The organism is Pseudoalteromonas luteoviolacea (assembly GCF_001696455.1).
GTDB classification, from domain to species: domain Bacteria; phylum Pseudomonadota; class Gammaproteobacteria; order Enterobacterales; family Alteromonadaceae; genus Pseudoalteromonas; species Pseudoalteromonas luteoviolacea_C.
Map to the genome: position 1 here is coordinate 649330 of NZ_MAUJ01000001.1, position 22257 is coordinate 671586.

At 42.1% G+C, this 22257-nt stretch carries 15 protein-coding genes and 1 pseudogene; 15 read left to right on the forward strand and 1 reads right to left on the reverse strand.

Going from position 1 to position 22257, the window contains the following annotated elements:
• Window positions 1-5: 5 nt before the first annotated feature.
• From A7985_RS02780 to A7985_RS02810, 7 genes and pseudogenes are all read left to right on the forward strand, one after another.
• On the forward strand, window positions 6-731 hold the full coding sequence (locus A7985_RS02780) for a succinate dehydrogenase iron-sulfur subunit (RefSeq protein WP_065788902.1): 726 nt from the start codon (window positions 6-8) through the stop codon (window positions 729-731).
• Between the two features lie 88 nt (window positions 732-819).
• Window positions 820-3632, forward strand: a pseudogene (sucA, locus tag A7985_RS02785) (2-oxoglutarate dehydrogenase E1 component).
• 10 nt (window positions 3633-3642) lie between these two features.
• On the forward strand, window positions 3643-5130 hold the full coding sequence (odhB, locus tag A7985_RS02790; protein ID WP_065788903.1) for a 2-oxoglutarate dehydrogenase complex dihydrolipoyllysine-residue succinyltransferase: 1488 nt from the start codon (window positions 3643-3645) through the stop codon (window positions 5128-5130).
• Between the two features lie 185 nt (window positions 5131-5315).
• Window positions 5316-6482, forward strand: coding sequence for an ADP-forming succinate--CoA ligase subunit beta (gene sucC, locus A7985_RS02795; RefSeq protein ID WP_023399327.1), 1167 nt, complete (start codon window positions 5316-5318; stop codon window positions 6480-6482).
• Window positions 6482-7354, forward strand: a complete 873-nt coding sequence (sucD, locus tag A7985_RS02800) for a succinate--CoA ligase subunit alpha (protein WP_046356227.1) — start codon at window positions 6482-6484, stop codon at window positions 7352-7354. Before sucC ends, sucD begins: the two co-directional genes overlap by 1 nt.
• Window positions 7355-7704: 350 nt before the next feature.
• The gene (locus A7985_RS02805) at window positions 7705-8739 is read left to right on the forward strand and encodes a hypothetical protein (protein ID WP_065788904.1); all 1035 of its coding nucleotides are present in this window, start codon (window positions 7705-7707) and stop codon (window positions 8737-8739) included.
• A gap of 86 nt (window positions 8740-8825) precedes the next feature.
• Window positions 8826-10634, forward strand: coding sequence for a diguanylate cyclase domain-containing protein (locus tag A7985_RS02810; protein ID WP_065788905.1), 1809 nt, complete (start codon window positions 8826-8828; stop codon window positions 10632-10634).
• Window positions 10635-10664: 30 nt separating this feature from the next.
• On the opposite strand, the gene A7985_RS02815 is transcribed toward A7985_RS02810, so the two are convergent.
• Window positions 10665-11735: a DUF3083 family protein gene (locus A7985_RS02815; protein ID WP_065788906.1), complete on the reverse strand. Its 1071-nt coding sequence runs from the start codon at window positions 11733-11735 to the stop codon at window positions 10665-10667.
• A 210-nt stretch (window positions 11736-11945) separates the two neighbouring features.
• On the opposite strand from A7985_RS02815, the gene A7985_RS02820 reads away from it, so the two are divergent.
• The 8 genes from A7985_RS02820 (at window position 11946) to A7985_RS02855 (ending at window position 22184) form a co-directional block, all read left to right on the forward strand.
• Window positions 11946-13199, forward strand: coding sequence for a hypothetical protein (locus tag A7985_RS02820; RefSeq protein ID WP_065788907.1), 1254 nt, complete (start codon window positions 11946-11948; stop codon window positions 13197-13199).
• A 297-nt stretch (window positions 13200-13496) separates the two neighbouring features.
• The gene (locus tag A7985_RS02825) at window positions 13497-14078 is read left to right on the forward strand and encodes an RNA polymerase sigma factor (RefSeq protein ID WP_081227670.1); all 582 of its coding nucleotides are present in this window, start codon (window positions 13497-13499) and stop codon (window positions 14076-14078) included.
• Between the two features lie 362 nt (window positions 14079-14440).
• The gene (locus A7985_RS02830; protein ID WP_065788908.1) at window positions 14441-14956 is read left to right on the forward strand and encodes a UpxY family transcription antiterminator; all 516 of its coding nucleotides are present in this window, start codon (window positions 14441-14443) and stop codon (window positions 14954-14956) included.
• Window positions 14956-15387, forward strand: a complete 432-nt coding sequence (locus tag A7985_RS02835; RefSeq protein WP_065788909.1) for a glycoside hydrolase family protein — start codon at window positions 14956-14958, stop codon at window positions 15385-15387. Before A7985_RS02830 ends, A7985_RS02835 begins: the two co-directional genes overlap by 1 nt.
• Before the next feature lie 3 nt (window positions 15388-15390).
• Window positions 15391-17343 carry an ATP-binding protein gene (locus tag A7985_RS02840; RefSeq protein WP_065788910.1) on the forward strand — a complete coding sequence of 651 codons (1953 nt, stop codon included), beginning with the start codon at window positions 15391-15393 and terminating at the stop codon, window positions 17341-17343.
• Between the two features lies 1 nt (window position 17344).
• Window positions 17345-17980, forward strand: a complete 636-nt coding sequence (locus A7985_RS02845; protein WP_065788911.1) for a DUF4255 domain-containing protein — start codon at window positions 17345-17347, stop codon at window positions 17978-17980.
• A gap of 98 nt (window positions 17981-18078) precedes the next feature.
• A complete protein-coding gene (locus tag A7985_RS02850) occupies window positions 18079-20142 on the forward strand; it encodes a tail fiber domain-containing protein (protein ID WP_065788912.1) in 2064 nt (687 codons plus the stop codon).
• Window positions 20143-20159: 17 nt separating this feature from the next.
• A complete protein-coding gene (locus A7985_RS02855; RefSeq protein ID WP_065788913.1) occupies window positions 20160-22184 on the forward strand; it encodes an Ig-like domain-containing protein in 2025 nt (674 codons plus the stop codon).
• Window positions 22185-22257 lie beyond the last annotated feature (73 nt).

Genomic DNA, 22257 nt, shown 5'->3' on the forward strand with positions numbered 1-22257 from the left:
AAACGATGGCAACAGCAACTTTAGAATTCTCTGTTTATCGTTACAACCCAGATGTAGATACTGCACCTCGTATGCAGGAATACAAACTAGAGGTTGAAGAAGGGCGTGACATGATGGTGCTTGATGCACTGTTAATGTTGAAAGAGCAAGACTCTACTCTTTCATTCCGTCGTTCGTGCCGTGAAGGTGTATGTGGTTCTGATGGTGTAAACATGAACGGCAAAAATGGCCTTGCATGTATTACTCCGTTGTCAGCACTACAAAAAAATGGCAAAGGTAAAATTATCATTCGTCCATTACCAGGTCTTCCTGTTATTCGTGACTTGGTAATTGACATGAGTCAGTTCTACACTCAATACGAGAAAGTAAAACCATACTTGATCAATGATAAGCCAACAGGCGGCGAAGAGCGTCTTCAGTCAATCGAAGATCGTGAAAAGCTTGATGGCCTTTATGAGTGTATTTTATGTGCATGTTGTTCTACTTCATGTCCATCATTCTGGTGGAATCCAGATAAATTTATCGGTCCTGCTGGACTTCTTCATGCGTATCGTTTCTTAGCGGATAGCCGAGATTCAGCAACTGAAGAACGTTTAGCTGGTCTTGATGACGCGTTCAGCGTATTCCGTTGTCACAGTATCATGAACTGTGTTAGCGTTTGTCCAAAAGGTTTGAATCCAACCAAAGCGATTGGACACATTAAATCTATGCTATTAAACCGTTCGGTTTAAAGCATAATTATCTTAAGATGGCATGCTGGGCGTGCCATCTTGTTTTCGTTTAAGTTAAAGTTTCTGCGCTAGAGAAAAGGGCTAATAAATGCACGAAGGTGTGATGAAGGCATGGCTAGAATCTTCTCACTTATACGGCGCAACGTTGCGTATGTAGAAGATTTATATGAGGCGTATCTCGACGATGCGGCTTCAGTGCCAGAAGAATGGCGAGAAGTGTTTGATCAACTACCTAAAGTTGAAGGTGTTGATGTTGATATTAAACATTCGGATGTAAGAGCACAATTTGCTGAGCTTGCTAAGAACAAACACAGAGAAGTAGTAGTTTCTGCAGAAGGTGCGGCAGATGCAAAACAAGTGCGTGTGTTGCAGCTTATTAATGCATTTAGATTTAGGGGCCACCAAAATGCCAACCTAGACCCATTGGGTTTATGGCAGCGAGATCGAGTAAGAGAGCTCGACTTGGCTTACCACAATCTAGATGATGTAGATCTCGATAAAGAATTCAATGTTGGCTCTTTTGCCTGTGGCAAAGAGACAATGAAACTAAAAGATTTGTACGCAGCGCTTAAGTCGACATATTGCGGCTCTGTTGGCGCTGAGTATATGCACATCACATCAACAGAAGAAAAACGCTGGTTACAACAACGTTTAGAAGCTGGTTTCTCACAGACTCAATTCAGCAAAGAAAACAAACTACGCCTACTACAAGGCTTGATTGCAGCTGATGGCCTAGAAAAATACCTTGGTGCGAAATTCCCAGGCGCGAAGCGTTTCTCTTTAGAAGGCGGTGATGCGTTAGTGCCAATGCTTAAAGAGCTTGTTCACAGAGCAGGTGAGAGTGGCCAAGAAGAAGTCGTTATTGGTATGGCACACCGTGGTCGCCTTAACGTACTTGTTAACGTGTTAGGTAAGAACCCACAAGAGCTGTTTGACGAGTTCGCTGGTAAGTATGGTGAGTCAGCTGGTTCTGGTGACGTTAAATACCACATGGGTTTCTCTTCTGATTTCGGTACTAAAGGCGGCGATGTTCACATGGCATTGGCGTTTAACCCGTCTCACTTAGAAATCGTAAATCCAGTGGTTATGGGCTCTGTAAGAGCGCGTCTAGACCGTTTAAATTGTGCAAGCGGCTCAAAAGCATTGCCAATTACGATTCACGGTGACTCAGCTATCGCAGGTCAAGGTGTTGTTCAAGAAACATTTAACCTTTCAAAGACTCGCGCATACGGTGTAGGCGGCACAGTACGTATTGTTGTTAACAACCAAGTAGGTTTTACAACATCAAAACCTGAAGACACGCGTTCGACAGAATACTGTACTGACATCGCTAAAATGGTGCAGGCACCAATCTTCCATGTAAACTCGGACGACCCAGAAGCGGTTGCTTTAGTGACTCAGGTTGCCCTAGATTTCCGTAACAAGTTTAAGCGTGATGTTGTTATTGACTTAGTTTGTTACCGTCGTCATGGTCACAATGAAGCTGATGAGCCTAATGCAACTCAGCCTCTAATGTACCAAAAGATCAAAAAGCACCCAGTACCTCGCCAGTTATATTCTGACAAGCTAGTTGCTGAAGGCGTTTTATCTGCGCAAGAAGCAAAACAACTTGCAGATGACTACCGCAATGGCCTAGATAATGGTGTATGTGTTGTTGAAGAAATCCAACCAGAAACCAAGCACTCTTCTGAGTGGTCAAAGTACGTTGGCCACGACTGGGATACGCCATATGAAACAGGTGTTTCTGTAGAAAAGCTTAAAGAGCTAGGTGAAAAGGTTGCGACATACCCTGAAGGCCATAAAGCACAGTCTCGTGTTAAGAAAATCTACGATGACCGTAAAGCAATGGCGAAGGGTGACAAGTTACTAGACTGGGGTATGGCTGAAACACTGGCATACGCTACGATGGTTGATCAAGGCACAGACATTCGCCTAACTGGTCAGGATTCAGGGCGTGGTACTTTCTTCCACCGTCATGCCGTTGTTCACAACCAAAATGACGCATCTACTTATTTGCCACTGCAAAATATCAGCTCAGAGCAAGGTACATTTGAAGTATACGACTCTGTACTTTCTGAAGAAGCGGTACTTGCATTTGAATATGGTTACGCAACAGCAGAGCCGACGTCGTTGGTACTTTGGGAAGCACAATTTGGTGACTTCGCGAACGGCGCTCAAGTTGTATTTGACCAATTCTTAAGTTCAGGTGAGCAAAAGTGGGGCCGTCTGTGTGGTTTAACTCTATTACTTCCACATGGTTATGAAGGCCAAGGTCCTGAGCACAGCTCTGCACGTATGGAGCGTTATCTTCAGTTATGTGCTGACCATAATATGCAAGTGTGTGTTCCTACTACACCTGCACAGGTTTATGCGATGTTACGTCGTCAATCAGTGCGCCCACTGCGTCGTCCACTGATTGTTATGACGCCTAAATCGTTGCTACGTCATCCGCTGGCGGTGTCTAGTTTAGAAGAGCTTTCTGACGGTGTATTCCACAACATGATTGACGAGATTGACGAGATCAATCCTGAAAATGTTGAACGTGTTGTTTTCTGTAGTGGTAAAGTGTACTACGAACTACTGCAAGAGCGTCGCAAGCTTGAACTGAATAACGTTGCAATTGTGCGTGTTGAGCAGCTATATCCATTCCCACACAAAGAAATGGATGAAATTATGGCGCGCTACCAACACGTGAAAGATTTCGTATGGTGTCAGGAAGAACCGCAGAACCAAGGTGCTTGGTACTGTTCTCAACACCATTTCTGGGAAGCTATCCCAAGTGGAGCAAAACTTACTTATGCAGGTCGTCAGGCTTCTGCTGCTCCAGCTTGTGGTTACATGTCTACCCACACTAAAGAACAAAACGCGTTGATTGCTGACGCATTAACAATTAAGAAATAAGGAATAAGAGATGACAACCGAAATTAAGGTTCCTGTTCTTCCTGAGTCAGTTGCTGACGCGACAGTCGCAACTTGGCACGTAAGCGTTGGTGACACTGTTAGCCGTGACCAAAACCTAGTTGACATCGAAACTGACAAAGTAGTTTTAGAAGTTGTTGCACCTGAAGACGGTGTAATCGTTGCGATCTCTGAAGAAGAAGGCGCAACTGTACTAGGCGAGCAAGTAATCGCACAAATAGGTGCTGCCGGCGCAGCACCAGCTCAATCAAATGAACAACCAGCAGCGCCAGCAGCGGCGCCAGCAGCAGAAGGTAAAGAAGTGGACATTAAAGTACCAGTACTTCCAGAGTCAGTAGCAGACGCTACAATCGCAACTTGGCACGTTCAACCAGGTGAGGCAGTAAGCCGTGATCAAAACCTAGTTGACATCGAAACTGATAAAGTAGTTCTTGAAGTTGTTGCACCTGAAGACGGTGTAATGGGTGAACAGCTACATGCAGAAGGCGATACAGTACTTGGCGAACAGGTAATCGGTAAGCTTTCAGCAGGTGGCGCACCTGCAGCTCCGGCTGCATCTGACGCTGCACCAGCAGCATCTGACGAAAACGCTGACGTTCTTACTCCTTCAGTTCGTCGTCTAATCGCTGAGAAAGGCCTTGATGCTTCACAAATCAAAGGTACTGGTAAAGGCGGACGTATCACAAAAGAAGACGTTGATGCATTCTTGAAAGCGCCAGCTGCTAAGCCTGCTGCGGCTCCTGCTAAAGCGGCGGCTGCACCAGCTGCTCCGGTAGGTGACCGTACACAAAAACGTGTACCAATGACTCGTCTTCGTAAGACAATCGCTAACCGTCTTCTAGAAGCTAAGAATTCAACAGCAATGTTGACTACTTTCAACGAAGTGAACATGAAGCCAATCATGGATCTTCGTAAGCAATATAAAGACGTATTTGAAGAGCGTCATGGCATCCGCCTTGGCTTCATGTCTTTCTATGTGAAAGCCGTAACTGAAGCACTTAAGCGTTTCCCTGAAGTAAATGCATCAATTGATGGTGATGATATCGTATACCACAACTACTTTGATATCAGCATCGCTGTATCAACGCCTCGTGGTCTAGTAACGCCAGTTCTACGTGACTGTGACAAGCTATCAGTTGCTGAAATCGAAAAAGGCATTCGTGAGCTAGCGCTTAAAGGTCGTGACGGTAAACTAACTGTTGACGACATGACAGGTGGTAACTTCACTATCACAAACGGTGGTGTATTCGGTTCACTTCTATCTACGCCAATCATCAACCTACCTCAGTCTTCGATTCTTGGTATGCACAAAATCCAAGAGCGTCCAATGGCTGTAAACGGTAAAGTAGAAATTCTACCGATGATGTACCTAGCGCTTTCTTATGACCACCGTCAAATTGATGGTAAAGAGTCAGTTGGTTTCCTAGTAACAATTAAAGAATTACTAGAAGATCCAACACGTCTACTTCTAGACGTTTAATCAAAAGATTAAATCTTAAGCTGTATGCGTGCAATTAAGCAACATACAGCTTTTTTTTTGCGCCTTTGGTCTTACTGGGGTTTTCTTACTACGCCGTGGGATCTATACTATGGGCGCAATTTGGGATAGCTGATTATTTGCATAAATATTCAGCCTTTTTAGTATAAAAAATTGGATAAAGCATCATGAATTTGCATGAGTATCAGGCAAAACAACTTTTTGCCGAATATGGTTTACCTGTATCTGAGGGTTACGCTTGTGACACTCCTCAGGAAGCAGTTGAAGCTGCTGGTAAGATTGGTGGCGACAAGTGGGTCGTTAAATGTCAAGTACACGCGGGTGGCCGTGGTAAAGCTGGCGGTGTTAAGCTAGCTGATAGCAAAGACGAGATCCGCGCATTTGCTGAAAACTGGTTAGGTAAAAACCTAGTTACTTATCAGACTGACGAAAAAGGCCAGCCTGTTGCTAAGATCTTAGTAGAAAGCTGCACTGATATTGCAAATGAGCTATACCTTGGTGCTGTTGTTGACCGTGCTTCACGTAAGATCGTGTTCATGGCTTCAACTGAAGGTGGTGTAGAAATCGAGCAAGTTGCTGAAGAAACACCAGAACTAATTCACAAAGCAGAAATCGATCCACTAGTAGGCCCTCAGGCATACCAAGGTCGTGAGCTAGGCTTCAAGCTTGGTCTTAACCCTGCTCAAATCAAACAGTTCACTAAGATCTTCCTTGGTCTTGCGAACATGTTCATCGATCATGATTTTGCACTACTAGAGATCAACCCGCTAGTAATCACTGACGAAAACAACCTACACTGCCTAGACGGTAAGATTGGTGTTGATGGCAACGCGCTATTCCGTCAGCCTAAGATCCGTGAATTCCACGATCCTTCACAAGAAGATGCACGTGAAGCACACGCTGCAAGCTTCGAACTAAACTACGTTGCTCTAGACGGTAACGTTGGTTGTATGGTTAACGGTGCAGGCCTAGCAATGGGTACAATGGACATCGTAAACCTACACGGTGGTAAGCCAGCTAACTTCCTAGACGTTGGTGGCGGCGCGACTAAAGAGCGTGTATCTGAAGCGTTCAAGATCATCCTTTCTGATGACAACGTTAAAGCAGTACTAGTAAACATCTTCGGTGGTATCGTTCGTTGTGACATGATCGCTGAAGGTATCATTGGTGCAGTTAAAGAAGTTGGTGTAAGCGTACCAGTAGTTGTACGTCTTGAAGGTACTAACGCTGAAGCTGGCCGTGAAGTACTAGCTAACTCTGGTCTTGACATCATCGCTGCTGAATCACTAACTGATGCTGCAGAGAAAGTAGTTGCTGCTGCGGAGGGCAAATAATGTCTGTACTAATTAATAAAGATACTAAAGTAATCTGTCAGGGTTTCACTGGTGGTCAAGGTACTTTCCACTCAGAGCAAGCTATCCAGTACGGTACGCAAATGGTTGGTGGTGTATCACCAGGTAAAGGTGGTCAAACTCACCTTGGTCTTCCTGTATTCAACACTGTACGTGAAGCTGTAGAAGCGACAGGCGCAACTGCAACTGTAATCTACGTACCAGCTGCATTCTGTAAAGACGCTATCTTAGAAGCGATTGACGGTGGCATCGAGCTAATCGTTTGTATCACTGAAGGCATCCCTACATTAGATATGGTTGATGTTAAAGTGAAGCTTGAAGAAACTGGCGTTCGTATGATCGGTCCTAACTGCCCAGGTGTTATCACTCCGGGTGAGTGTAAGATTGGTATCATGCCTGGTCACATCCACTTACCTGGTAAAGTAGGTATCGTATCTCGTTCAGGTACTCTTACTTACGAAGCAGTTAAGCAAACTACTGACGCTGGCTTCGGTCAATCAACATGTGTTGGTATCGGTGGTGACCCAATCCCAGGTACTAACTTCATTGACGTACTAGAAATGTTCCAGAACGATCCTAAGACTGAAGCAATCGTAATGATTGGTGAGATCGGTGGTACAGCTGAAGAAGAAGCGGCAGAGTACATCAAACACAACGTGACTAAGCCAGTTGTATCTTACATCGCTGGTGTTACTGCTCCTCCGGGTAAGCGTATGGGTCACGCTGGTGCAATCATCTCAGGTGGTAAAGGTACTGCTGATGAGAAGTTCGCAGCTCTAGAAGAAGCAGGCGTTAAGACTGTTCGTTCTCTAGCTGAGATCGGTGCTGCACTTAAAGAAAAAGCTGGCTGGTAATCTACGATTTCCAATCAGATAAAAGGCTCCTTTTGGAGCCTTTTTTAGTTTTGATTCTTTGCTATTTGTATTACTTAATTAGATTGGCGTAGTTTTAAGGGGGTTTGTATTAAGAAAAAACATGCCGTTAACGTGTTGGCTCGTTTTCCAAATAGAAATCAGGTCAGTTGAGTGTACTTCTCAAATTAACGTATTAGCTTATTTTTACCAAACACTTATTTGTTCTTAGAAATCCTCATTATTACTTTTCACCCTCTAAAAATCTTTTGAAATCGTAACTAAATGTACTTGAAGTTAAGTATTGTTAACTGATATAAACGCAATCTCCCATTTTACTGATAGGTAAGACTATGTCTCAAAAGGATTTCATAAGCCACTTGTTAATAGAGTGTGATGTGATGATTCGTTATGCTTCAGGGCAGGGGAAAACAATACCCAGCTACATGCCAAACACAGTTTATCAACTTCAACGAAAGCAAGATGTCATTGCGACCGATGGCGAGAGTGTAGATGGGGGGATCGGGTTCTATGAACATGAGTTATCAGAGCTAACAAAATGCCATAAAGAGCTTTCTGTGTTGGTTTATCCAGCCAAGCCTCTCACATTAGCGATTATGGATAAAGAGTCAACATCAGTAGGGTGGATCCGCTTCCTAGGCCCAGTTAAGTTAGTTAGGCATATGTCTGTGTTGGCCATTTTCTTTTTACTTTCGATTATTGGGTTATCTATTTCCCCTGAAGTGAACCAAAAAACCATCAATGAAGGTCTATTCAATTCTGAAGGGAAGACTTTGCTGTTGAATCAGTTGTTCTTGCTATGTTGTGCAGGACTAGGAGCAACATTCGCGTGTTTGCATAAATCTCGTAACTTTATTCGCCAGTGCAATTATGATCCCAAATTTGACTCTACATACTGGTCTATGGTGATTATGGGTTTTATGGCAGGCTTGATGATTGCCGAATTAATACCAACGGCAGATCTGGCACAAAACAATCACACTATTAGTGATTTCCATAAACCGTTAGCAGCCCTATTAGGCGGGTTTTCAGCTGATGTGATTTACAGCGTGTTAAACCGACTAGTTGACGTATTCAATCAGTTGTTAGGTAGCTCAGAACAAAAAACCAATGAAAAGGTCAAAAACTCGGTCACACAAGCTGATTTGGCGGAGCAATTACATCAACAAAATAAAGATTTGAAAGAAAGTATGGCAACGGCACAGGACACCAACAGGCAGCTGCTTTCACTTATTGCAGATGAATTGACCGTATCGAGTGATAAAAAACGAGTACTACTAGAGCAACTTGAGCACATTCAAAATGTTTCACAAACCAGCACAAAACAGGTGCAAAAAAAAGAAGTAAATGAGTGTGAAGTGGTGTGATTAATCAAAGTGAAAATTTCAAATATTGTATAATTTAAAATAAAGGATTACATTTAAACTAGTATAAAGTGCTGGGATCTCCCTTCTTGAATTTACAGTTTATTATCTTTTCTTTGTTATTGTTTTCAAGCCTTTCTGTTGCTATGACAAAGCAACAGATGCTTGAATTCGAATCTCAAACTATCAAAGCGCCCATAGGCATCCTATCTGCACAGAACAAACCGGAATTAGTCAACGAGGCTTTTTGGCTAACGTTAAAGGCGCGTGTTGCCTTCTTCAAAGGCGATATTCGAGCGGCGAAGCGATACTTTGATGATGCAAAGTTGTATGTGAAAGACTATCCCTTAAGTTTGAGCTCTGGTTATTGGTACTTGTATCGCGCCTTTTTTTCAATAGAGCAAGGAGAACTTGAAAAAGCGAAGCAATATATTAAACAGGCAAGGCTGAGCTTTACTCAACACAAAGCGTCCGACTTATTGATAAGGACCTATGCGATGGAGGCCATTATTGCTGTGTGGCGAGAAGAGTATAGCCAAGCACTGAAGTCGCTCCAGGCGGCGCAAAGTTTTATCTCCAGAAGTGCAGAGGAAGTGGACGGAACGACGAAGCTCATGGTGTATGACAGTCTCACAGCGTACTACCTAACACTGCAATTTTATGTCAAAGCATTAAGTTATGCTTATCAAGCGAGAGATTTGGCACAGGAAGCTTCAAACGTATTGGATGGATTGCCTGTAAAATACAATTTATGTCTTGCCTTACTCAGAGCAAACCTTGACGATAAAGCTGAGCAATGTTACCGCGAAATGCATGAAGTGGCACACACAAAAAAATTACCAAGGTACGAGTTTTGGGCTTTGTCGGGGCTTGGAAAAATCGCTTTGAGTAAAAAAGAGTTCTTGCAAGCAATAGAATATCTGAATCAAGCTCGGTCCGAAAAAGACAACGCGATTATTAACCCTGCACACCTTATTGTATTACATAATAACCTCGCTTTGGCTTATGCCGAAGTGAAGCAGTTTGACAATGCTCTACAGCAACTAGTCTCCTCTAAGGAGTTATTGAAATCCTACCAGAATACGCTCAACAATCGCTACACTCGGCAAACGTTAAAAATTGAAGCCGATGTTTATCAAGCGAAAAGAGACTTACCCAAAACGATTGCCACATTGAGAACATATGTTAAGTTTTTAGAGGAAAATGATGCTGTGGCAAACAATAAAGTTGAATACGAAACCCAAGGGGTATTAGAAGCACAGCAGCTAAAAAATCAATTAGCAACTTCAGGCAGTGGTGTAGGTCGCAGTTCAAATGGAAAGAGTGATGAGCAAAAGAGTCATGACTTAATTAAGGCCTATGTCGTCATCGTGATATTAATCGCTATTTTGGTGGGCGTAGTTGCATATTATAGGCGTTCTAAGAATAACTTAACGGCGGTGTTAAATTACAAAGACTTTGGAACAGGGCTTTATAATAGGCGTTACTTTGTAGAACAGTTTGAGGTGGTTTCTAGCCGAGCCACGGATTATGCAATGGCACTTATCGAGTTAGATGGTTTAAGAAGTTCAGATTTACGCTATAAAAATACCGAAAGTAAACTAAAACTGGCAGCAGATTTAATTCTTAAGCAATTTAGAGATGATGGTGATTTAGTTTGTCGAGTAAGTGAAGAAGAGTTTGTCATTTTGTGTGAAGGAATGAAAAAAGCTGTGTTACAGAAAAGGTTAGCGGCATTTAAACAGGCACTTATCGAGCAAGAAGCGCTTGTCGATGTGAACTTTTCGGGAGCATTGATATGTTCTGAGGAAGGCGATTTTGGAAATATTTTCGCAGAGTTAGAAAGCCGTTTGGTGCATGTTAAAAGAAATGCACCAGGACAGGTCGTAGCATTTTGATCTGTCCTGATAATTAAACCCGATATGACATTAATAGGTATAGCTTATATGCTGGAAAAATCGCATCGTAATATCTTGCTTTTCAGGGTTTATTGGTAGCTGAGTCGTAAATCTCCTGACCATGGTTTCGGCATTGTTCATGAATTTGCCATAGCCAGCATCTTTGTTGTCTCTGTCGTTTGCAACAATGACAAAATGCATCGTTTCACAAAGGTGTTCAGGGTCCCAAATTGAATGTGTTTGACCATCCTCCAAAGAGGTATCGAAGCTCAATTTTTGAAGCTCTCTATTGTGATCCGATTTATCTATTTGGCTACTTCTAATGATGGGCATTCTGCCGTCTGCTACGAAGCCAACATGGCTCAATTGTAACTGGCTACAAATAGTCAGGAGTTTGTCTTCAATATATTGATAAAAAGGAGCATAGTCGCCGGGTCTGAGTAAATGTTGATATTCAGTTTTTATGGCGCGAGTTATCGGTATCGAAAAGCTCACGTAAGTTATTTCACTATGCTGTTCGGGTAAGGTACAGTTTCTTGCTTGATATCTAGGGTATAAGCTTCGTAGCTTGTAACCATATGTTTCTCTGTGCCCCTTTATTTTTGAGAAAATATCGTAGGTAAGGTGCTGGTGATCGCGTACTCTGAAATGCAGATCTTGTTCCGAATATTGTGATTGTAGCGCATCGAGAGTACGTTTTACTTTACTATGGAATGCGGCAGCATTCGCACGAAGCTCATCACCAGTCGCTAAAAACAGTAAGCGGATTTTACGTGCTTTATGCCCTTTGTCGCTGTATATTTTATGGGCTTCATGGTATTTCGGATTGTAGAAAAACAAAATTTGTTTATCTGTTTGCAAGTTGTAGGCTTCTTCATGATAGCGAACCACCGGCAGCTTATCATTGACTATAAGCTGTACGTTATATAGTTCAAACTCATCGCACAGGGCGAACAGTTTTCGAGCGAGCCTTTGATAAGCACTCTCGATATCATCAAAGCAGCTGTAAAACGACTCTTCTGGTTTGAACTCTGCCAAAATATAATGATTATTTCGGGCATTTGTGGGAATGTAGACGCGGTGTAAATTCATTGATGCCATTTTTAGTCCTTAACGATACATCTTACTTGGCCTCATATTATTGAATTTACATGACGATTTTATTGCGCTAGAACAAAATTTGTCACACTACTTTTAAGGGGAACCTGACAAAAAGTTACAATTGCCTTGGAATTTATATCTCATTTGGCAACAGTATGTAGACATGGTAATGATTCTTGTTTAGTGTTCGTTTTTAAAAAAGGAACTATTATGCATAAATCAATTCCCCTCATTCCTCTTAGTGCGCGAGCGCTCAATTTTTTGGCGTTGGCTGATGCAAATGGCAATGGTAACTCGTGTGACCTTATTATTCTAAAAGGTTGCCCCGATCAAAAAGTGCTGACAGAGGCAATAGATCAAATTGCCAAGCAGCACCCAGTGATGCAAAGTCGAATTGTACGAAAAAACTGGCAGTACCATTGGCAATTTGATGCGCATTTATTCCCAGAAAAGCAATTCTTAGATTGGTCCAGCGATTTCGATAATTTTGAGTCATGGCACAGAGCTTTGCGCGGCTATCTTTTTAACGATGTCGTTGACCCGTTTAGCGCTTCTCCCATCAAGTTTGTTTGCGTTCAGTTTGAGCAATATTTTGCATTGTTATTTATATCATCACACATCGCGTCAGATGGAAGAAGTGGGTATCTCTTGTTTGAACAACTTAACGCTTACCTTAACACACGCTCTATTGTGGAAGATGACAACAGCTTTGTGTGCGACTCTAAGTTATTTGAGTCATGTGGCGCGAAAGCTTACCTAGCGGCTTTTAGACAGTTGGCAAGTAACTTTGTGAGATCTCGAATAGAGGTAAAGGTGAATGAGGAGAAGCCAGAAAATTGTCAAGTGGATTATGTTGACCTTGGTGAAGTGGCAACGAAAAAACTAGTTGATTGGTCAAAGAAAAACGGTGTTTCTGTGAATGTTGCGCTCAATGTTATATTGAACAAATCATTTTTTCCAAATTGTGGACTCAGAATACTTGAAACTATGTCTGTACGGGGCTTATCTAAACAATCGCTAGAGGATGCCTATAACAACCTAGTTATTGTTTTTGAATCCCATGTAGGGGGCAGTGACGATTGGGTTAAGGAATATGTTCAACATCTTACATGGCTGAAATCCGGCGGGTATAGAGCTTTCCAAGCGCAACAACAAATTCAAGCTTTATCAATTAACTTGCTACCTAGACCGGCATTAAAAATGTTGGTTAGAATATACAAAAGGCTTTTCTTAAAGGGGAATGTAATTCTTTCAAATTTAGGCGCGTTAGATTTTGATTTGAGCCATTTGGGAAGGTATGAAATTATAGATGTCTATAACTTTAGTGTACCTTTGCCTCCAGCGGGACTCGCAATTGTTGTCAGTACATATCGGCAAAAACTGAGACTTTCCATCGCGCATAAAGGTGAGGATATCTCTCACTTTATGAAAGCGATAGAATCGAATATCTTATCAATTAAATAAGCATTCTTCAGGTTACTCATCGAAGAAATAATGGTTCGATTTTTATAATTTCATTGGAGATGGTTGCAAGGAGGTAGTTTGCTTTTAAAGGTTTTTGTTATTCGAAAGCCCATCTCAACTAGAGTATTTACTACGTTGTTTTGATGGTAGAATTCTGTTTTTCTTTTAATTTATTGTGTTTATTTATATAAATGTTGAAACTTATAGATACAATGGTTTACAAAATGTGTTAATTTTGTTTTCACAGAGCCTTTGAGACCCCGTCTTTCCTCCGATATAAATTTTTTTATTGGAGAAATGATGTTACATACAGGGGAGTTAGTTGCAGCAGAACAAAAGCAGCTAGAAGGACATAGTGAGTTTTGGAGACTCTGGTTAGAAAATAAAGAGAAATTATTAAGTTGTTGTTATCGTTGGCTGAGAAATGATAGCGATAAAATAGAAGATGTTATCGCTCAAACTTGTGAAAAAGCCTTTAAAGCTTACACACGCTCCAGTGCCATAATTGAAAATGAGTTTGCGTGGTTATGCCGAATTGCGCATAACCTATGTATGGATGTGCACAGAGCTAACGCAAAACACCAAGATATTGTTAATCATGTATCAGAACTTCCAAACCAATTCTACTTCGCAGACAACCAATCCACATCTTTAGAGAACGAACATTTAAACCTGAGTTTATATAACAAGATCATAAAAGAAATTGACGTTTTACCAAAAGAATTAAGACTCGTTATGCAATATAAGTTCATGTATGAAATGGAATATAATGAAATAGCTAGCCGCTTACAGTTATCACCTGAAAATGTGAGAAAGAGAGTTCAGTTGGCTCGCAAGCGACTATCAGTATTGAAGGATGAATATAGAGTGTTGAGTTGATATTACGCTAGGCCAAAGTTGTCTAATTAAAAATTAAAACTAATTGAGTTATAAAAAGGAAATAATCACAAAATTAAATTAGCTACGTCATATGGAAGCTAGGTTTTTGAACTATAGCCCAACCTTTAAAGTAATGATTGGCATCCAGTCATTACTTTTTTTATTTCTACCTCTTCAAATCTAACGTAAATGCTTTCACATTTTTTTTCAATTTTAGTTCACGAAACTAGCCACTTCACGTCTGCTCATTACAAAGAGGGTCAAAACTGTTTTTCTTCGCAAGTGACCTATCGATAAAACCAGCTCCAATTTACCTTGGCTCACTGTGTGGGCGATGTGGCGGAGCATACTTGGAATTTATAATGACAATAAATAGAAAGTGGTATGTGGTTTATACGAGGCCTAATGCCGAAAAAAAGTTTGCCGAACAAATTAAAAAAATCACGAGTGGGTGTGACTTTTATTTGCCATTAAAAACAGAGAGTAGGCAGTGGAGTGACCGTGTAAAACGAATATCAATACCGCTGTTTAAATCTTATGTGTTTGTTTTTTTAAACGACGATGAATATCACTATATAAAACGCTTAAATGGGTTTGTTGACTATATAAAGTTTAACGGTAAGCCGAGCGTAATAAGCTCGTCTGAAGTAGAAAAAATAAAAACCATTGTCGCTTCAGAGTTTCCCTGTGAACCTACGAGTCGCAAGTTCGCGCTTGGGCAAATCGTTGAAATTAAATCAGGTAGTTTAAGGGGATACCGAGGTCAGTTGGTTGATATTCAGAACGAATCTGTATTTGCGATCGAGTTACAAGGGATTGAACAAAGCCTCCTAATCTCCATCCCTGCATCACTAATTAGTCTGACGGAGGAGGCGTGATGCGTAATGCACTTTCCAATGAAATGATGGAAGCACTGAAAGTGCAATTAATTTGCCACGAAGGGCTAACTTGCGTCCCCCAAATAAATGAAACAGGGGAGCTGACGATTGGCGTCGGCAGAAAGTTATATCAAACAGGTATAAGTGAAATTGAAGCGGAACAAATGTTAGAGCGCGACTTGGCCGTTCTGCTTACTGCAATGAAGCAAGACCTGCCAATATTTCATCAACTTAGTGAGGCGCGTAAACAGGTTCTATTGAATATGGCGTTTACCATCAACATTGATGGGCTGAAGAAGCTTAAAAAACTACTGGCAGCTTTATGCATTGAAGACTTTACACTTGCGGCAAATGAAATTTTAGATTCCAACTGGATATTGGGGAATAAAGACAGAAAAGCAGAACTATCCATGTTGATGAAAGCGGGGTGATTGATGACTAGCCACTTTGATGAAAAGCAGCATGATGTTCAGGTTGAATTGGAAAAATCACTCGCCCAAAGTTTTTACCAAGTAGGCGTCTCGTTACAAAATAATGAAGATAACTTTAGCGCTCATTTGGCCAATCTTCATGATGTCTTGGATAAAATTATCACATTAGGCAAATTTCAGTTTGTAAAAGAGCGCTTTGGGTTAAGCGGCTACGAATTAAAGCTCATTGCTTTGGTATTTATTCAAGAGATCGAGCCAGACAGCCTGACGCCATATTTAGGACTGACCTGGTTTGAACAAGGGCCATATTTAAGCCTAGATAAGTTATTGGTTCTATCTCATCAACCTGCTCGAAAGCGTGCCATTTTAAACGCAGGTATCTGTCATAGCTTAGCTTTTAGGTGGGGGTTATTACAGTCAAACACACAACTAGGCTTGACTCAAAATATTCGCTTATTACCTGAATTACGCGCTTTTTTACAATCTAAAGAGATACGATTCACCGCTGAGGGCTTGTTTTCTTACCCAGTTACCAAAAGCGTAGATAGGGCATTTTCTGTGTTTAAGGAGCAGCTTGGTGACCTAGAAAGCTGTCAGTTCTATAAAATTAACAACCAAGATATGACTTTCAAACGCTGGTATGTCGAACAGCTGGCGGCTACGCATTCTGCGCTTGTAAGTTATATACCAGTTGAAGCGCCAGGTGACACTGGCAGCGCCTCTGTCATCCACGGCCTTGCCGCGTTACTTTTAGCATCTGGCGGGAAAAAGGTATTTGTTGTTGTACCCAGTTGGGTTGAGCGTCATTTTTCTTCCGATTATGACTTTATGGACATAGTAAAAAGGCAAAAAGTGCTGTGTTTTTTCTTTTCGAATGACGCAATGTCAGAGTCGTTGCTGAACTTTTGTGAAATCACACCGAGTCTTCCTAGTATCGACGTATTAACACAGGTGTGGATAAAGCTGTCAGCACAGGCGGCAATTAATTCAGAAGATAGAAACAAAGCGGAGCTGGTTGCTTCTAGATACCCCGTGCCTATTTACAAAATGTCAGCCATTGCTTCTGAAGCACAAAAACAATCTGGCGTAGATTTTTGGCAAGCCTTGAAATCTCGATGCTTGAAAGAACAAAGAAAAGGCCCTCAAGAGCTAGCGAGCTTAATGGAGCCGAGGTTTAGCCTCAATGATATGGTGCTGTCCGAAGGTGTCGCTCAGCAACTCCACGAATTAGTCTCGCGGATTAACTATCAAACAGAGTTGAAAAGTAGATTGCCCAGATTTACCGATGGCTGCAAGGCGCTTTTTTGGGGTCGCCCAGGTACCGGTAAATCAATGGCCGCTGAGGCCATCGCCGGTGAATTACAGCTTCCTATTTACATTGTCAATTTGGCAAACATTGCCAGTAAGTGGATTGGAGAAACAGAAAAGCATCTCGCGAAGTTGTTTGATGAAGCGGAGCGATACAACGCAATTTTGATGTTTGATGAGGCGGACGCCGTGTTTGCGAAACGCAGTGACGTAGAGTCTAGTCACGACAAAAATGCAAACATGGGCGTGAGTTATTTATTACAAAGAATGGAAAGGTACTCTGGGTTACTGCTGTTAAGTACAAATCTCAAAGCCAATCTAGATGAAGCGTTTCTCCGCCGCTTTCACAGTGTCATTGAGTTTACTTTGCCAAACCCAAGTCAACGCCTTGCAATATGGGAGCGTGTTTTAGGAAACAATGCTGACAAAACTTTAAATGATAGCGTCAGTGGGTTGGCAAAGCGGTTTGAACTCAGCGCAGCACAAATCATCAATATTACCGAAGTGGCTCTGTTGCAAAGCCTGATATTAAATCAATCGCGCATAAGTAAGGAAAATATCGCAAAAGCCTTACTTAGAGAGCTGTCAAAGCAGCATGAAGGGTTTATGGCGCAACACGAAATCAAAGTTTGGTTAGAAGGAAACTAAAATGGACCCAAAGATTGTTTATAAAGTGCAGCAAGCGCTCAAAACCTTTATTAACGAACGGATCTTATCTGTCGACCTTGATATAGAAAGTGCACAAAACAGCGAAATCGCTTTGAGCTTTGTGGCACCAGATAAGAACTTTTTTGATAAGGCCGTCAGTGATGAACCCACTGTCAACTGTTACCTCATTGGGATAGCCGAGGATGTGACACGGCGGCAAAGTGAACCCCCTAGAACATATTTGAACACGGCACAAACGCATCGAGTGTATCAAAAAGAACCTAGGTTTGTTTCTCTCACCTACATGCTTACTGTATGGAGTAAAGCAGAGGCGGGAAGCGCTGAGTTAGAGCATTTAGTATTGAGTTACTTGTTATGCGGCCTTGGCGCTTACGATTTTTTACCCGAAGAAATATTGAACAAATACGGTGTTGAAGACAAACCATATGGTATCCGGACGCAACTTTTTGGCAATGAGCATAGCGAAAAGGTCAGTGGCCAAGTGTGGCAAGCACTTGGATCTACGCCTAAACCGACACTGTTGCTCTCGTTGTCGGTACCAGTGCCGGTATTTACACCAGATATATTGCCAATTATTCAAGAAATAGAAACGGACATGGAAAATAAATCTACTTAGGTTTTTGCGCAGCTTTACGCCAATTACAGACTGCTACTCGGTGTCACTTTGAGTAGCTGCATTTCTTCACATAAACGATTAATCACCAAAGGTAAAATATGAAACATTCAGAGCTGAATACAGAGCTTAGAGGCTACTTTGAAAACGGAGACATCCCCACAGAAGACGAATTTCGTAAACTCATCGATGCCTCAACGGATAACAGGACAACATTTAGTTTGGTGGCGCACATCTTTGGTATGGTGGTTGACTGCGCGATTACTGAACCGCTTGCCGATCTGAGCGAGGACTTGGCGGAAGTGCTTGCACAATACCAATTAGTTTCTGGCGAGTCGGTACTTTTATACCTACAAGATAACCCGCAAGAAAACGGCGTATATACCTTCGGTTACAGCCATGGAGAAGGTGGGGTAGTTGCGACGTTGACGAAGCAGGTGATAGATGAGTTTGATGGCATGTTGATTAAAGCTAATCGCTCTAAAGATAATGATGCGAGTTACTACCATTATGTCACTGCGCCAGAAGAGCAAAGCTTACAATGGGAAAAGGTCGAAAACTTTGATGTACCAGACTTTTACGCATCAAGCTTCAGAAATGCTCGCTTTCCTGAGGTGGTGGACTTAACTCAAGGGGGCATGGCTGCGAGTTCAGTTTTAACAGCAGGTCGTATTGTCGGTAACGGTAATGATATTACCAATCTAAACAACGCGAGTTTGCCCGCGCATATTGATTTAACCGTCATTGCCGATGACTCCAAAGTGAAAGCGAAGTACTTTGAGGGTAATGGTAATTTACTCACATCATTGAATGCCAATGAATTGAAAGGTGGCCAAGTGCCACCAGACATGCTGGACTTTGCTGAGACAAGCGACATGAGAGATGGCAGCTCGGTAAAGGTACTCAATGCTGACCACGGTCAATGGTTAGATCAAAAAATGGATAGAGTTGCCAATCCATTATTAAGCGAAGCAACGATTGTGTGCGTGGAAACAGAGGCAAATATTGATCTGTCGGCTGCGCCGAGCCAAATAGATGGAATTACGCTACAAGCCGGTGATTTAGTGTTGCTAACGGCTCAATCAAATGCTGCCGAAAATTGCATCTGGCAATATGAAGCCAATGCTAAGTTCGTGGAACCTGATCCTGCCCATGCGATTATATTGCGTCATGGGTATGCGGTGGAAATACATGAAGGCGCAAGGCATCAGCATAAAGTCTTTGTATTACTCTCGCGATTTGAAAATGCAGATGGCGAAATAGATAATCAATGGCAAGCCACAGCACAAATAACACTCGCTGGGATGGGCATACAAGTTACTAATAATCAACATGCAGCGGATATTGCGACATCAGCAGATGTGGAAGCTGAGCGTGTTCATAAGTTGCTTGATGCCGCCTTGTTTAAACAAAAGCTCAATGCCTCTGAACAAGGGCTCACCGCCGATTACACCGCTAAGATAAATGAACAAAAGGATCGCATCGATAGTATCTTACATGCCAGTGATGCGGATGCTGATTCTTTCAAAGAAATTGTCGATTTAATTAACTCTATTGATACCGAGTCGGATGCCGCATTTGCGACCTATGTGCTGGAAAACGATGCGCGAAGTCAAAAGATAGAAGAAGACTTAGACGGAGAAATTACAACAAGGCAGCAACAGGTCGCAGGATTGCAGTCCAGTTTACAGCTAGAGGTTTCTACTCGCACTGCTGAGTCAACTAATCGCTATACCAAGGCGGAGTCAGATCAGCGCTTTTTGAAGTCACTCAACACCAAGCTTGTCGGTCAAGTAAACATTACAGAGGCGACATTTAATGGTGATTTGAACGTCACCGGTGCAATTACCGCAACGAAAGATGTCACCGCATTTTCAGATGAACGATTAAAAGCAGATATCAAACCTATTGAAAACGCATTGGAGATTGTGAACAAGTTAGATGGTGTGACTTTCGAGCGTTCAGATTTTGATGATAATAGGCGCTATACCGGTTTAATAGCACAACAAGTCAAAGGTGCGTTCCCTGAGGCGGTGCATCAAGAGGGTGAGTACTACTCAGTGGCTTACGGTAATTTAGTCGGGCTATTGGTAGAAAGTATTAAAGAGCTTAACGGTAAAGTCGCTAGCCTACAAAGTAAGCTAGTTACGCTTGAGTCCAAATAGCAGTGAGGTGAAGGATTATGACTTTACAAAGCAATGGCCCTATTTCTCTCAAAGACATTGGTGAAGAGTACCGCGATTCTCAACCTTACGAGCTGGGCTTCTACAGTGAACATGTTGACAAGGTGCCCGGAGATACCATCGCTATTAGCGAATTTTACGGCAAATCAGCCATGACAATTCGACTGCCTGACAAGACTTTTGAGGTTTATACGCAGCGCAAAGCAATAATTCCAATCGCCAATATTCTTTCCGGCAGTTTCGACGAATACAGTAATGGTAATGACCCGGTAAACCTTATAACAGTGCAAAATGCCCAATTTGGCACCGTAAGAATTGATGGCTCAAATATTGAGTTTACTTCCACAAATGTTGTGGGGAGTGCAGCTCGCTTTGATTACACAGTTGAAAACAGTAGTGGTATAAGAAAAACACATTTTGTGACTATGTCAGTAATTGCGGTGCCGCCAATTGTTTGCAACCCAGATACCTTTAGCTTACAGCAAGGTGAGTCGTTGCTGATCAGCAGACAGCAGCTGGTGAATAATGATGAAGACGGCTCAGGAACTGGATTAACATTGATTTCAGTAAGTAATGCACAAGGTGGTACGGTATCGCTCAGTGGTAATACAATTACGTTTACCTCAACAGGGCTTGCAGAGCAACCTGCACAGTTTAATTATAGAGTCCGTAACGGCCACAGTATAGAGCAAACAGGGGTTGTCTATATTAACGTGACTCCTCTACCAGAGCTCGAATCGTTTGTTTATCGCACGCAACAACAAGCTGAGCAAGCTCGGCAAAGTTATAGCCCGCCGACCATGCAGGATATATTCAATGACTGGGCACGTTTTAATGGCAATGAATATTTTACGAATAAGCAAGATGCAGAATCCCGAGGCAGCTCAAATGCAACAGCATGGTATTACAATGCATCTTCAGACAGTGTTGTTATGCCGCTTAATGTCTCGCCACCTAACGGGTTTGTGTCATCAGAAAAAGTCGATAATTATACCTTAGAGGCCACACTTACTTCTGACAATGGCGACAACGATACGATTGGAGTTGTGGCTGCTTTTGTTCGTGAAGGCAATATCAACTATGTATTGACGTTGGTATTGAATACTGGAGGTACGCCGCCTAGCTCTACAGGTTGTGGCGTTTACTTTGGCTACGCGGGCGTGGGAAGTGGCTCAGACAAATTACTTGGCCAATATAATATTGGTACCGGAGGCGGTTGGAGCAACAAAAAAGTTCGGGTCAAAGTACAAAGGCAGGGGGATATATTTAAGTTCTACGTGACCCCTTGGAACCAGCTAAATGACTTCCAATCTGCAAGTGAAATTGTTGTGGACTTAAACTCAGACTCAGCATTGCACCGTTTTAAAGGTAAGCAGTCATACGGCTATATTACATACTCTCAGCCAAATTCTACCTACCTTAATACAGATCTGCGTGGTGGTTTGGATGTGTCGAAAATTTACGATGCGCAGAATAATACAGTGTGGGAATACATTAACGGTAGTTGGCAACAGATATCTGGCAGTCTACAAAGTCATTTAGGCTTTATTCGAAAAGTGTTCAACCCGTCGAGTAAAGAACGGTTCTTGATTGCACAAAGCTTAGTCACATACTTAGGTAAATTGGTTGAAAATAACCACTGGGATAACAGCAAGCTGTTAGATGAGCGTCAAAATGTACTCTATGACCAAGATGTTGCACAAAATGGCGCACCAGCTAGCCGACGAATAGTGGCGTTATATACAGCTGGTAAAGAGGAAAAGAATTACCTCAAAGATAAAGCAAGTGTGTCGACCACTTCAGCGCATAGCCATAATAGCTCAACCCCCGGTTTTAATAACCTTGGTAGTCGGAGTTGGTTTGAAGACCACGGTATTGATCTCAATACAACGGACTTTACTGGTGGCACCATCGCGTTTGAAGGAGGCATCGTAGGTCGCATTACCAGTATAGGTAATGACAATGGCACAAGTGCGTTTGTACATTATCAAGTTTCGAACTACCGTTTGTTCGACAAAAGTTAATCGATAATCACTTTTTTATTTCCAATCAATATCTTATTAAGCGGATTTTGGCTAAGCCCCAAGTGAGTAGTTC